At 70.4% G+C, this 13,478-nt stretch carries 12 protein-coding genes; 3 read left to right on the top strand and 9 right to left on the bottom strand.

Features of this window, described 5'->3' with window-relative positions; genetic code table 11:
* Positions 1-18: 18 nt before the first annotated feature.
* The 4 genes from ACIOHP_RS00760 to ACIOHP_RS00745 all read right to left on the bottom strand — a co-directional run bounded on the left by ACIOHP_RS00760 (position 19) and on the right by ACIOHP_RS00745 (position 6,523).
* A complete protein-coding gene (locus ACIOHP_RS00760) occupies positions 19-2,064 on the bottom strand; it encodes a SpoIIE family protein phosphatase (protein ID WP_401882026.1) in 2,046 nt (681 codons plus the stop codon).
* A 295-nt stretch (positions 2,065-2,359) separates the two neighbouring features.
* The gene (locus ACIOHP_RS00755) at positions 2,360-3,052 is read right to left on the bottom strand and encodes a DUF402 domain-containing protein (protein ID WP_361548737.1); all 693 of its coding nucleotides are present in this window, start codon (positions 3,050-3,052) and stop codon (positions 2,360-2,362) included.
* Positions 3,053-3,124: 72 nt separating this feature from the next.
* Positions 3,125-4,510 carry a class II fumarate hydratase gene (locus ACIOHP_RS00750; RefSeq protein WP_361548739.1) on the bottom strand — a complete coding sequence of 462 codons (1,386 nt, stop codon included), beginning with the start codon at positions 4,508-4,510 and terminating at the stop codon, positions 3,125-3,127.
* A 345-nt stretch (positions 4,511-4,855) separates the two neighbouring features.
* On the bottom strand, positions 4,856-6,523 hold the full coding sequence (locus tag ACIOHP_RS00745; RefSeq protein WP_266822505.1) for a fumarate hydratase: 1,668 nt from the start codon (positions 6,521-6,523) through the stop codon (positions 4,856-4,858).
* A 155-nt stretch (positions 6,524-6,678) separates the two neighbouring features.
* Here ACIOHP_RS00745 and ACIOHP_RS00740 point away from each other — a divergent pair, with 155 nt between their 5' ends.
* Both ACIOHP_RS00740 and ACIOHP_RS00735 read left to right on the top strand, forming a co-directional pair.
* The gene (locus tag ACIOHP_RS00740; protein ID WP_401882022.1) at positions 6,679-7,362 is read left to right on the top strand and encodes a DUF1707 domain-containing protein; all 684 of its coding nucleotides are present in this window, start codon (positions 6,679-6,681) and stop codon (positions 7,360-7,362) included.
* Between the two features lie 163 nt (positions 7,363-7,525).
* The gene (locus ACIOHP_RS00735; protein WP_307026377.1) at positions 7,526-7,900 is read left to right on the top strand and encodes a WhiB family transcriptional regulator; all 375 of its coding nucleotides are present in this window, start codon (positions 7,526-7,528) and stop codon (positions 7,898-7,900) included.
* 157 nt (positions 7,901-8,057) lie between these two features.
* Here ACIOHP_RS00735 and glpX read toward each other — a convergent pair whose 3' ends face one another.
* Positions 8,058-9,092 carry a class II fructose-bisphosphatase gene (gene glpX / locus ACIOHP_RS00730; RefSeq protein ID WP_401882019.1) on the bottom strand — a complete coding sequence of 345 codons (1,035 nt, stop codon included), beginning with the start codon at positions 9,090-9,092 and terminating at the stop codon, positions 8,058-8,060.
* Between the two features lie 127 nt (positions 9,093-9,219).
* Between glpX and ACIOHP_RS00725 the strand changes: the two genes are divergently transcribed.
* A complete protein-coding gene (locus tag ACIOHP_RS00725; RefSeq protein ID WP_401882016.1) occupies positions 9,220-9,744 on the top strand; it encodes a DUF4245 domain-containing protein in 525 nt (174 codons plus the stop codon).
* 102 nt (positions 9,745-9,846) lie between these two features.
* On the opposite strand, the gene ACIOHP_RS00720 is transcribed toward ACIOHP_RS00725, so the two are convergent.
* The 4 genes from ACIOHP_RS00720 to ACIOHP_RS00705 all read right to left on the bottom strand — a co-directional run bounded on the left by ACIOHP_RS00720 (position 9,847) and on the right by ACIOHP_RS00705 (position 13,442).
* Positions 9,847-10,437, bottom strand: a complete 591-nt coding sequence (locus ACIOHP_RS00720; protein ID WP_361480088.1) for a malonic semialdehyde reductase — start codon at positions 10,435-10,437, stop codon at positions 9,847-9,849.
* Positions 10,438-10,571: 134 nt separating this feature from the next.
* Positions 10,572-10,805 carry an exodeoxyribonuclease VII small subunit gene (locus ACIOHP_RS00715; protein WP_307026367.1) on the bottom strand — a complete coding sequence of 78 codons (234 nt, stop codon included), beginning with the start codon at positions 10,803-10,805 and terminating at the stop codon, positions 10,572-10,574.
* A gap of 9 nt (positions 10,806-10,814) precedes the next feature.
* A complete protein-coding gene (xseA, locus tag ACIOHP_RS00710; protein WP_401882012.1) occupies positions 10,815-12,023 on the bottom strand; it encodes an exodeoxyribonuclease VII large subunit in 1,209 nt (402 codons plus the stop codon).
* A 48-nt stretch (positions 12,024-12,071) separates the two neighbouring features.
* Positions 12,072-13,442, bottom strand: coding sequence for an APC family permease (locus ACIOHP_RS00705; RefSeq protein WP_401882010.1), 1,371 nt, complete (start codon positions 13,440-13,442; stop codon positions 12,072-12,074).
* Positions 13,443-13,478 lie beyond the last annotated feature (36 nt).

Here is a 13,478-nt window from a genome sequence, read left to right as displayed (position 1 = left end):
CGGGCGCCCTTCGTCCTCTCAGCTTCGGTTCAACTCGAACCAGACGACCTTGCCGGTGCTCAGCCGGGTCGCTCCCCACCGGCGCGCCAGCTTGTTGACGAGGTACAGACCCCGCCCGCCCTCGTCGGTGGCCCGGGCCTGCCGCAGCCGCGGCAGCTGAGGCACGTCGTCGCCGACTTCGCAGCGCAGCACATCGGTCCGCAGCAACCGCAAGGTCACCGGCCGCGAGGCGTACCGCACGGCGTTGGTCACGACCTCGCTGACGAGCAGCTCCACCGAGTCGGACATGTCCTCGAGCCCCCAGCGGGACAAGGCACGTCGGGCCAGCCGCCGGGCACGCCCCGGTGCCGCGTCCTCAGGCTCCAGGAACCAGTACGCCACATCGCTCGGCGCGATCCCCTCGAAGCGGGCGGCGAGCAGCGCGATGTCGTCGTCCCGGTCGCCAGGGCCGAGCATGTCGAGCACCTCGTCGCACAGCGCCTCCAGCGGCGGCGGATGATCCGGCCCGGTCAACTGCGCGGTCGCGGCGAGCTTCTCGCGCAGTTGCTCTATGCCGCTCCACACGTCCCGCAGGCGCGATTCGACCAGCCCGTCCGTGTACAGGAGCAGGGTCGCCCCGGCCGGGGCGTCCAGCTCCACCGCTTCGAAGTCGACGCCGCCGACACCGATCGGGGCGCCCGGCGGCACCCGCAGCACCTCCGCCCGGCCGCCCAGGTGGAGCAGGACGGGCGGCGGATGGCCGGCGTTGGCGATGGTGATGCGATGCGACACCGGGTCGTAGACGGCGTAGAGGCAGGTCGCCATGCGGTCCGTGCCGAGCCGCTGGGCCTGTTCGTCGAGATGGTGCAGCACCTCCTGCGGCGGCAGGTCGAGACCCGCGAGTGTCTGCGCCGTCGTCCGCAGCTGGCCCATGATCGCGGCCGAGGTCATGGAGTGCCCCATGACGTCACCGACGACCAGCGCGACGCGGCTGCCCGGCAGGGGGATCGCGTCGTACCAGTCGCCGCCCACGCGGGCGGTCTCGGCGGCCGGCAGATAGCGCGAGGCCAGCCGGACCCCCGTCGGCCGCGGGAGCGTCTCCGGCAGCATGGTGCGCTGGAGTTCGTCGGCGATGTACGCCTCACGGCCGTACAGCACGGCCTTGTCGATGCCGAGCGCGCTGTGGGTGGCGAGCTGGGCGGCGACCAGGAGGTCGTCCGGCTCGAAGGCGATGCGATCCGGGCGGCGCAGGAACAGCGCGGCGCCGATGACCCGGCGCCGGCCGCGCAGCGGGGCGAGGATGGCGCGCCGGCTGCCGGGGACGATCAACTCACCGCCCTCGCCGAGAAGTTCCGGCAGCGCGGCGCGGGCCGCCGCGGAGTCCGTGAAGACGGGCCGTACGCCCCGCAGCACCTCGGCGAGCGCGCCGCCGGTGCGCACCTCGCACAGCTCGGCGGTGACGGCCGACAGCTCGGTCAGCTCGGTCGGCTCCGGCTGGGGCGCGGGCACGGTGAAACCGCCCTCGGTGTCCCGTTCCTCCGGTATGCGGTCGGTGCGGCGCAGCCGCAGCACCAGCGGGCCGGTGGGCCGCTCGTCGCCGACCGGCAGCGGGTCGCGCAGATAGACCAGGATCGCGTCCGAGAAGGTCGGCACGGTCGCGCGGCACAGCCCCATCACGATCTCGTCGAGGTCGATGCCGCGGGCGATCCGCCGGGTCGCGGCACCCACGAACCGCAGCCGGTCGCCATCCCGCCGCATCGGCGTGGGCCGGCCGAGCGCCTGACTCTGTCCGGTGCGCCGCTCAGGGCCGTCGGACGAGGCTTCCGACGGGGAGGGGACGCCCTCGGGCGCCGGTCGCGGACGGTGGGTGTCCGGCTCGGCGGCCAGGGTGGGCTGCGAGTGCTCGGGGTCGCCGCCGGGCACCGGTGCCGCGATGTCGGACCCCGGGGGCGGCGTCTCGCCCGCCCGGGCCTGTGCCGGTAAGGCGCTGTGCGGGGGCGTGGAGGCACGCAGGAGCGCCCCGCGAGGGTCCGCGGGGTCGGCGCCCGGCTGGGGGCGCTCGAAGGAGGTGGGCTGCTCCGTCACGCGTGTCGAATCCGTCCGTCGGTGGCTGCGCGCCGCGCGCTCAGTTCGTCCCGCCGAAATGCCGATACCCGGTATACGTGCCCCAGGAACGGAATTCCCGCGTGGTCAGAGGATGTTCCTGTGCCACCGGCGGAGCGTCTGGCCTCCGTACCGGTGTTGCCCTCGTACCCCTCGCTCACGTCCTGCCGCCCCTCGGTGACGAATGGTCAAGCTCGATGCACGCTCCGGTAGTTGCCGCCGCGCGCTCTTGCGGAGGACGATCCTACGTTTGTTGCCCGGGGGCGCATCAAGGGTCTCATGAGGACATGTGCGCGGGCGTGCGGTCCCAGTCTTCCGGCAGCAACGGTACCGACCAGGACGGATCCGGGCGCCAGTGCTGCCACCCGTCCGAGTACGGGGTGCCCCAGGAGCGGATCTTCTCCACCGCCGAGCGCCCGGCCCGACGCACCTGTTCGGCCTGCGCCGAGTCCATCAGCCCGTCCCGCTGGGCCTGCGCGAACTCGTCCTCGTCACGCCAGTGCCAACTGCGGTCCGGGTGCACGGAGATGTCCAGGAAGTGGTCCTCGGAGTCGACCCCGCCGTCCCAACGGACCAGTGGATCCTCCAGGTTCACGTACCAGTTCTTGAACAGCCAGCCCGGCTCCCAGAACAGCCACACCGACCACGGCTCACCCGGCCGCGCCAGCTTCAGCACACCGGTGCCGAACCAGCGGCCGCGCTGCACGGTACGAGGCTTGGTGTACCGGGTCTCCAGCGGCTCGGCGTGCACCGAGGTGCCGTCGGCGAGCACGGGCTTCACACACTCGGTGCCGGGGGCCATCCACACGGCCAGCAGATCGTGATCGTCGCGGACGACGGTCACAGGGCGTGCGATGTGAAAACGCGCGGCGCCGTTCTCCCGGTACCGCCACAGGATCTGACTCCCGGGCTTCCAGAAGGACGTCGTTCTACCCGCTTCCGCCGCTCTCACCGCTCCACCGTCTGCCATGAACAGATATTAGGTGCCATGGCCATACGACGCTGCGGTGCGCGTCACGGTTCGCGTCCGGGGCGCCAATGGTTACGGACGCGTCATACGCAGGACATCCAGCGCTTCGTCTAGCTGTTCGACCGTCAGGTCGCCACGCTCGATGTACTCGCCTTCCACGACGACTTGACGAATGGTCTTCCGCTCCGCGAGCGCCTTCTTGGCGACCTTGGCGGCTTCCTCGTACCCGATGTACTTGTTCAGCGGCGTGACCACGGAGGGTGACGACTCGGCGTACTCTCGGGCGCGTTCGCGGTGCGCGACGATCCCGTCGACGGTGCGGTCGGCGAGGAGCCGGGAGACGTTGGCGAGCAGCCGGACGGACTCCAGGACGTTCTTGGCGATGACCGGCAGCATGACGTTGAGCTCGAAGTTGCCGGCGGCCCCGGCGGTGGCGACGGTGGCGTCGTTGCCGATGACCTGGGCCGCGACCATGAGCACGGCCTCGGGAATGACCGGGTTGACCTTGCCGGGCATGATCGAGGATCCGGGCTGAAGATCGGGCAGGGAGATCTCGGCGAGCCCGGTGCGCGGCCCGGAAGCCATCCACCGCAGATCGTTCGCGATCTTCGTCAGTCCGACGGCGATGGTCCTGAGCTGCCCGCTCGTCTCCACGATCCCGTCCCGGGCCCCCTGCGCCTCGAAGTGGTCGCGCGCCTCGGTCAGCGGCAGCCCGGTGACGCGGGCCACCTCCTCGATGACGGCGGCGGAGAAGCCGGGCGGGGTGTTGATGCCGGTGCCGACGGCGGTACCGCCCAGCGGGAGCTCGGCCAGGCGGGGGAGGGAGGCGTGCAGCCGCTCGACGCCGTAGCGGATCTGGGCGGCGTACCCGCCGAATTCCTGCCCCAGGGTGACCGGGGTGGCGTCCATGAGATGGGTTCGCCCGGACTTCACGACGTCGGCGAACTCCTCGGACTTGGCCTCCAGGGAGGCCGCGAGGTGCTCCAGTGCCGGGATGAGATCCCGGGTGACGGCGGCGGTGGCGGCGATGTGGATGGAGGACGGGAAGACGTCGTTGGAGGACTGGGAGGCGTTGACGTGATCGTTGGGGTGCACGGGCCGGCCGAGCCGCTCGGTGGCCAGCGTGGCGATGACCTCGTTGGTGTTCATGTTGGACGAGGTCCCGGACCCGGTCTGGAACACGTCGATCGGGAAGTGCTCGTCCCACCGCCCCTCGGCGACCTCACCGGCCGCCTCCCGCACGGCCTCGGCGATGTCCTTGTCGAGCACCCCCAGCTCGGCGTTGACCTTCGCGGCGGCACCCTTGATCCGTGCGAGCGCCTCGATGTGGGCACGCTCGATCCGCTGCCCGGAGATGGGAAAGTTCTCCACGGCCCGCTGCGTCTGCGCCCGCCACTTGGCCTCGGCCGGAACGCGTACTTCGCCCATGGAGTCGTGCTCGATGCGGTAGTCGCTCATACCGGGTACAGCGATCGGGGACGCCACGATGTTCCGGAACTGCGCCGAACGACGACTCGTCACCGCATCTTTCAGCCCGTCCGGCGTCCGAGGGCGAGGGTCTGCCGTCCCGATCCCCCGCCCACCCTGTCCTTCAGCCCGTCCGGCGTCCGAGGACGAGTGCCTGCCGTCCCCCCTCCCACCCTGTCCTTCAGCCCGTCCGGCGTTTGAGGACGAGGCCCTTCGGGCCGATGGGGTCCAGGGGGCGGAGCCCCCTGGGAGCGGGGTCGAAGGGGCGGCAGCCCCTGGAGGATGGGACGGGTAGGGGCGGCGGGGGCGAAGAACAGTCCGGCCGCCCCGAGGGCGCTACGCCAGCCCGGGCCCGCGGACCGGGATCGACGTGAATGTCGGGGCAGGCGCCGGGTCCTGGAAGAAGTCGTTGCCCTTGTCGTCCACCACGATGAACGCCGGGAAGTCCTCGACCTCGATCTTCCAGACCGCCTCCATGCCGAGCTCCTCGTATTCGACGACCTCGACCTTCTTGATGCAGTCCTGGGCGAGACGGGCGGCCGGCCCGCCGATGGAGCCGAGGTAGAAGCCGCCGTAGGCGTCGCACGCCTTGGTGACCTGGGCGGAACGGTTGCCCTTCGCCAGCATCACCTTGGAGCCGCCCGCCGCCTGGAACTGCTCGACGTAGGAGTCCATACGTCCGGCCGTCGTCGGCCCGAAGGAGCCGGACGCGTAACCCTCGGGCGTCTTCGCGGGACCGGCGTAGTACACCGGGTGGTCCTTGAGGTACTGCGGCATCTCCTCGCCCGCGTCGAGGCGCTCCTTGATCTTGGCGTGCGCGATGTCCCGGGCCACGACCAGGGGACCGGAGAGCGACAGCCGGGTCTTCACCGGGTACTTCGTCAGCTCGGCGAGGATCGACTCCATCGGCTGGTTGAGGTCGATACGCACGACGTCACCGGCCTCGTCGAGGTGCTCGTCGGTCGTCTCCGGCAGGAACCGCGCCGGGTCCGTCTCCAGCTGCTCCAGGAACACACCCTCGGCGGTGATCTTCGCGACGGCCTGCCGGTCCGCGGAACAGGACACGGCGATCGCGACGGGGCAGGACGCACCGTGCCGCGGAAGGCGCACCACGCGCACGTCGTGGCAGAAGTACTTGCCACCGAACTGCGCGCCGATGCCGATCTTCTGCGTCAGCTCGAAGACCTTCTCCTCCAGCTCCTTGTCCCGGAAGCCGTGGCCCAGCTCCGAGCCCTCGGCGGGGATCTCGTCGAGGTAGTGCGCGGAGGCGTACTTCGCGGTCTTCAGCGCGTACTCGGCCGACGTACCGCCGACCACGATCGCCAGGTGGTACGGCGGGCAGGCGGCCGTACCGAGCGAACGGATCTTCTCCTCCAGGAACTTCATCATGGAGGCCTCGTTCAGGACGGCCTTCGTCTCCTGGTAGAGGAAGGACTTGTTGGCCGAGCCACCGCCCTTGGCCATGAAGAGGAACTTGTAGGCGCCGCCGTCGGTGGCGTACAGCTCGATCTGCGCGGGGAGGTTGGAGCCGGTGTTCTTCTCGTCCCACATGGTCAGCGGGGCCATCTGCGAGTAGCGCAGGTTGAGGTTCAGGTACGCGTCGTAGATGCCCTTCGACAGCGCCGACTCGTCACCGCCCTCGGTCAGGACGTTCTGCCCGCGCTTGCCCATGACGATCGCCGTACCGGTGTCCTGGCACATCGGGAGGACCCCCGCCGCCGCGATGTTCGCGTTCTTCAGCAGGTCGAGGGCGACGAACTTGTCGTTGCCCGACGCCTCGGGGTCGTCGATGATGCGCCGCAGCTGCGCCAGGTGCGCGGGGCGCAGGTAGTGCTGGATGTCGTGGATGGCCTCTTCGGCGAGCTTGCGCAGCGCCTCCGGCTCGACCTTGAGGAACGTGCGCCCGTCGGCCTCGAAGGTGGAGACACCCTCGGAGGTCACCAGCCGGTAGGGGGTGGTGTCCTCTCCCATGGGGAGCAGATCGGTGTACGCGAACTCAGGCATCTCAGCCCATTCCTCACTCGGCAGACGGCGACCCGCCTCCGTTGGCGAGCCTCACCAGCGTAGAACCTGCCTGAGGCCCGAAGCTTGTGAGGTAAGGCTCAGTTGGTCGTCCACAGGCCTAGTCGCGATCTATCGCGTTTGGGTACGCTGCTGCCGTGGACCTTGAGAAGCAGACTTCGCCCGCTGCCACCACCGACCTGCGCGCCTCCGACGCCGACCGCGACCGCATCGCCGACATCCTGCGCGAGGCCCTGGCCGAGGGCCGGCTCACCGCGGACGAGCACGCCGAGCGGGTCGAGGGCGCGCTGGCCGCCAAGACGGTCGGTGAGCTGGACGCCTTCATCCAGGACCTGCCCGCCGCCCACCAGCGGCGCACGACACCGGTCGCCGCCCCCAACCGCCCCACGGTCGGCGCCGTCCCGATCGAGCCCGACGAGAACGTGGTGGCGGTGTTCAGCAGCGCCGTCCGCAAGGGCCGCTGGCGCGCGGGCCGCCGTATCCATGCGTACGCGATCTTCGGCAGCGTCGAGATAGACCTCAGCGAGGCCCTGTTCGAGTACCAGCAGGTCGTTATCAAGGCGATCTCGGTCTTCGGCAACGTCGAGGTCCGGGTCCCGGAGAACGTGTCGCTGCGCGGCACCGGCGGCGGGGTCCTGGGCAACTTCGAGGTGCACACCCTGGATGCGGACGACCCCGAGGCACCCGTGGTCTACGTCGACGGGTGGGCCGTGCTCGGCAACATCGAGGGGAGGCCCCGGCGGGGCAAGCTCGTCGCGGACATTCTCGATCGGGTGCAGCACAAGGTCGACAAGAGTTTGCGCAAGCATCTGGATCGTTGACGGTTGTGAATCGGGCCGACTGCGAAACGATCGGTTCCACTCACACCCCAGCACGGGACCACCCGGAATCCAGCGGTTCGGAACTCAGTGCATAGGCACGCGCACAGCGGGTAGGCCTTGCTGCATCGTCGCTCGCTCGCGAAGCCGTCGTCAGGAGTAGACCGTGCTGCAACCGCCGCATTCGTCCCTGCAGGTAGCTGCCGTTCCGGCTCAGCGGGTGCCAGTGCGAGACAGGGACCAAGACGCGCCTTGGCACACCGAGGCGGTGTGCCGGCGCGACGAGGCCGGCCTGTTCTTCGCCCCCTCGAAGGAACCCACCGCCGCCCGGCTCTCCCGCGAGGAGGCCGCGAAGCGGGTCTGCGCCCGCTGCCCGGTCATGGTCGAGTGCCGCGAACACGCACTCCTGCAACCCGAGCCCTACGGCGTCTGGGGCGGCCTCACCGCGGCGGAACGCCGCGTGGTCCTGGCCCGCCGCAGGCGCCGTGACATGGAACTGAAGAAGGCGGCCGGAACCTCCCGCATAGCGCAGGCGGGCTGACCGGTCACAGGGCAGCGAAAGGGCGCCCCCACCGCACCGGGGGCGCCCTTTCGGTTGTTCGTTGACTGCCGGGTGGCTGTACCCACCTCAGGGGCGCGGGGAACTGCGCGACAAGCCACGCGGCATCCGCGGCCGCCAATGCTCCATAGCCCTAGAGCTATTTGGCGCGATCGAAGTCAATCGCGCTGTAAGCCCGCAGCTTGCTCAAGCGGTGCTCGGAGTCGATCTTCCGCACCGTCCCCGACTTCGACCGCATCACGATCGAGTCGGTCGTCGCGGTCTCCGACCGGTACCGCACGCCCCGCAGCAACTCACCGTCGGTGATCCCGGTCGCGACGAAGAACACGTTCTCGCCCGACACCAGGTCGTCGGTGGTCAGGACCCGGTCCAGATCGTGCCCGGCGTCGATCGCCCGCTGGCGCTCCTCCGCGTCCTTGGGCCACAGCTTGCCCTGGATGGTGCCGCCGAGACACTTCACGGCGCAGGCGGAGATGATCCCCTCCGGCGTACCGCCGATGCCCAGCAGCATGTCGACGCCGGTGCCTTCGCGCAGCGCGTAGATGGAGCCCGCCACGTCACCGTCGGAGATCAGCTTGATGCGCGCACCCGCCTCCCGGATCTCCTTGATGATCCCCTCGTGCCGGGGCCGGTCGAGGATGACGACGGTGACGTCCTCCGGGGTGGACCGCTTCGCCTTCGCGACCCGCCGGATGTTCACGGACACGGGCGCGTTGATGTCGACGAAGTCCGCGGCATCGGGGCCGGTGACCAGCTTGTCCATGTAGAACACGGCGGACGGGTCGAACATCGACCCGCGGTCCGCGGCCGCCAGCACGGAGATCGCGTTCGGCATGCCCTTGGCGGCCAGGGTGGTGCCGTCGATCGGGTCGACGGCGATGTCGCACTCGGGCCCGGTCCCGTCGCCGACGCGCTCCCCGTTGAAGAGCATCGGGGCCTCGTCCTTCTCGCCCTCGCCGATGACGACCACGCCGTTCATCGACACGGTGGAGACGAGGGTCCGCATGGCGCGCACCGCGACACCGTCGGCGCCGTTCTTGTCGCCGCGACCGACCCAGCGGCCCGCGGCCATGGCGGCGGCTTCGGTCACCCGGACGAGTTCCAGGGCGAGGTTGCGGTCGGGGGCCTCGGAGGGTACTTCGAGCTCGGAGGGCAGATGATGATGCTCGGTCATCGGAGCGCACCTTTCTGATACGACGACGGCCGGATGAGGGTGATGCCGTCGACTCTATCGTTAGGCAGACAAAATGAGCAGGGGACCCCACGGATGAGCGGACCAGGGCACCTGCGACGATAGAGCCGTGGCAGGTTCGAGCGGCAAGCAGAAGACGGTCCGGGACATGGTTCTCTCCCTGGGCCTGATCAGTCTCATGGCGGGGGTCGTCTACCTCTTCATCCCGCACGACGACTCTCCGCAGGAGGTCAAGCGGGTCGACTACCGCGTCGAGCTGCTCACGGCCCGGCGCGCGGCGCCCTACCCCGTGCTGGCGCCGACGGGTCTGCCCGCCACCTGGAAGGCCACCTCCGTGCGGTACGACGGCGCGGACTCCGACGCCTGGCACCTGGGTTTCCACACCCCCGGCGACGGCTACGTCCAGATCGAGCAGTCGACCCATGAGCCGGCCGCCGAGTTCATCGACGAGGCCAGCCAGGGCGGCGAGAAGACGGACACCACGGAGAAGATCGGCGGCCGGACCTGGACGCGCTACACCGGCGGTCGCTACGACGCGCTCGTCCACCAGGCCGACGGCGCGACGACCGTGGTGGCGGGCGCGGGGTCGCACGCCGAGCTGACGCAGATGGTGAAGGCCCTCAAGTCGGAGTGAGCGCCCCCGAGGCGTGAGGCGTCCGGAACACGCGGACACAGGAGAGCGGACACAGGAGAAGGGCCCCCGGAACCGGGGGCCCTTCTCCTGTGTCCGGGTCGCTCAGACCGTGGTGACGACCTCGTCGTAGGCGAGGCGCGGGGAGCGCGGGTAGGAGGCGTCCTCGCCCGGCTTGCCGATGTTGACGACCATCAGCGGGGTGTGGTCGCCGTCGAGGAACTCCTTGCGGACGCCCTCGAAGTCGACGCCGGTCATCGGGCCGGCGGCGAGGCCGGCGGCGCGGACGCCGATGATGAAGTAGGCGGCCTGGAGGGCGGCGTTCAGCGCGGCCGCGCTCTCACGGGCCGGGCGCTCGCTGAAGAAGAGGTCCTTGGCCTGCGGGAAGTGCGGGAGCAGCGTGGGCAGCTCCTCGTGGAACTCGTTGTCCGCGGAGAGGATCGCGACCAGCGGGGCGGTGGCCGTCTTGGGCTGGTTGCCCTCGGCCATGTGCCGCACCAGACGCTCACGGGCCTCGGGGGAGCGGACCAGGGTGATGCGCAGCGGGGTCTGGTTGAAGGCGGTCGGGCCGAACTTGACCAGGTCGTAGATCGCCTGCACCTGCTCGTCGGTCACCGGCTCGTCGGTGAACGTGTTCGCCGTGCGGGCCTCGCGGAACAGCAGGTCCTGGGCGGTGGGGTCAAGGACGAGAGACATGCGTGAACCTTCTCGGGGACGTACGTCGGATCCGGGTTCCGGATCGGCTGACGCGTATGACTGTACGCGACATCAGTTGAACCTTCAACAAAAACCGGAGCGTGGTGACCCGCTTCACAGATCACCGAGGCCCGTTACTCGGAGCCGGCCTCTTCCTCCGCCGTCTCCCCCTCGGCGAGGGCCGCGTCCAGCCGCGCCCGCGCCCCGTCCAGCCACCGCCGGCACACCTTGGCCAGCTCCTCGCCCCGCTCCCAGAGCGCGAGGGACTCCTCCAACGTCGTACCGCCCGCCTCGAGGCGTCGTACGACGTCGATCAGCTCGTCCCGCGCCTGCTCGTACCCGAGCGCCTCATCCACCTTGCTGGTCATGCGCCCACCCTAAGCATCGACTCGGACACTGAACTCACCCTCGGACACCCGCGCCCGCAGCACCTCGTCGGCGGTGACCTCCTCCGGGTCCCGTACGACATGCCCGTCGGCCTTCTGCAGCACCGCGTACCCCCGCTTCAGCGTCGCGGCGGGGGAGAGGGCCACCACGCGTGCGTGCGTGTGCGTGAGTTCGGAGTCGGCGCGGTCGAGGAGATGCCCGAGAGTGCGCCGCGACCGCTCCACGAGCGCGGCCACGTGATCGGCGCGCTCGTCGATCATCCGGTGCGGATCCTCTATCGACGGCCGGGCGAGCGCCTGGGCGAGCCCGCGCTCCTCCCGCTGGATGAACCCCTCGACGCACCGCCGCGCCCGGTCCCGCAACATCCGCACGCGCTCGTACTCCTCGCCCACGTCCGGTACGACCTTCTTGGCGGCGTCGGTCGGGGTGGAGGCGCGCACGTCGGCGACATGGTCCAGGAGCGGGTTGTCCGGCTCGTGCCCGATGGCGGAGACGACCGGCGTACGGCAGGCGGCGACGGTCCGCACCAACTGCTCGTCGGAGAAGGGCAGCAGGTCCTCCACACTGCCCCCGCCCCGGGCCACGATGATCACGTCGACGTCGTCGTTCTCGTCGAGCTCCTTGACCGCCTGCACCACCTGCGGCACCGCGTGCACGCCCTGCACGGCGACGTTGCGCACCTCGAAGCGGACGGCGGGCCAGCGGTGCCGGGCGTTCTCCAGCACGTCCCGCTCGGCCGCCGACGCCCGCCCGCACACCAGCCCGACGAGCTGCGGAAGGAAGGGCAGCGCCTTCTTGCGCTCGGATGCGAAGAGCCCCTCGGCGGCGAGTGACTTCTTCAACTGCTCAAGGCGCGCGAGCAGTTCCCCGACCCCGACCGGCCTTATCTCGGCGGCCCGCAACGACAGCTGCCCCCGCGGCGCGTACCACTCCGGCTTGGCGAGCACGACGACCCGCGCCCCCTCGCTCACCACATCGGCGACGTCGTCGAACACCTGCCGGAAACAGGTGACGCTGACCGAGATGTCGTACGACGGATCGCGCAACGTCAGAAACACCACACCGGCACCGGGACGCCGGGACAGCTGAGTGATCTGCCCCTCCACCCAGACGGCGCCGAGCCGGTCGATCCATCCCCCGATCAGCCGGGAGACCTCACCGACGGGCAGCGGCGTTTCCGCGGACGTGTTGAGAGCCATGCGCCGAGCGTAGTGGCCGGTTGTGACAACGCGGCCCACGTGGGCCGGTCACTGTGCGGCCCCCGCCCGCCCCCGCTGCCCCAGCAGGACCGCGAGTCCGATCACGAACCACACCGTCCCCACCACCTGTGCCGCTCCCGACGCCTCCACGATCACCGCGACGGTGATGGCCGCGCCGGCCACCGGCACCAGCACATGCCGCCACCAACTCACCGCCCCGCCCCGCCGCCGTACCGCGAACCACCCCACCACGCTCGCGTGCAGCAAGGTGAAGGCCGTGAGCGCGCCGATGTCGACGACCGACACCAGATGGTCCATCCCGTCGTCCCGCCGGGCCGCCCACACCGCCGCCACCAGGGTGATGGCGGCCGCGCACAGCAGCGCCACCCGCGGCACCCCCGCATCCGTCCTCGACAGCACCCGCGGCAGCCGCCGGTCCCGCCCCATCGCGAACAGCAGCCGTCCCGCGGCCGCCTGCCCGGCCAGCGCCGCGAACGCCGCCCCGATCGCCTTGCTCACCGCCACCAGATCGTGCAGCCAGGTCCCGACGGACACATCCACGGCGTCGTAGAAGGCGGACCCCTGCTTCCCCGGCCGGGCCGCCAGTTCCGCCGACGACATCGGCTCCAGCAGCGCCACCAGGTACGCCTGCGCCACGAACAGCACACCCGCCAGCGCCAGACAGAACAGCACCGCCCGCGCCACCTTCGCCGACCCGCCGGTGACCTCCTCCGCGAAGGAGGCGATCGCGTCGAAGCCGAGATACGACAGCACCGCGATCGACACCGCCCCGAGCACCGCCGACAGCGCGAACGCCCCCTGCGAGCCGTCCCCCGACAGCGGCGACAGCCACCCCCGCTCGGCACCGTCACGCGCGAGGACGACGGTCGCGGAGACCATGAACACCAGCAGGACCACGATCTCCATGGCCAGCACCAGGAAGCCGACCCGGGCCGCGGCCCGTACGCCCCACAGGTTCAGCAGCGTCGTCACGACCACCGCCACCGCCGTCCACACCCACCGCGAGACCTCCGGGACCAGCGCGTTCATCGCGATGCCGGAGAAGAGATAGGCGACCGCCGGGATCAGCAGGTAGTCCAGCATCGCCATCCAGCCCGCGATGAACCCGGCCTCCTTTCCGAGCGCCACGCGCGCGTAGGCGTACACGGAGCCCGCGCGCGGGACCACCCGCACCATCTGCGCGTAGCTGAACGCGGTGAAAGCCATCGCGACCGTGGCGACGACATAGACCAGCGCCACCGCCCCGTGCGACCTGGCGTCGAGCGTGCCGAACACGCCGACGGGCGCCATGGGGGCGATGAAAAGCAGCCCGTAGACCACCAGATCCCGGAATCCGAGGCTGCGCCGCAGGTCATGGCCGGGATCGCCGCTACGGGTCGTCGTCTGGGTCTCGGACATCGATGCCTCCGCCGGTGCTTCATCTGTCGACTGCCG

Source organism: Streptomyces sp. NPDC087859, from assembly GCF_044742595.1.
GTDB lineage: Bacteria > Actinomycetota > Actinomycetes > Streptomycetales > Streptomycetaceae > Streptomyces > Streptomyces canus_F.
This window is presented reverse-complemented; position numbering and strand designations above follow the sequence as displayed.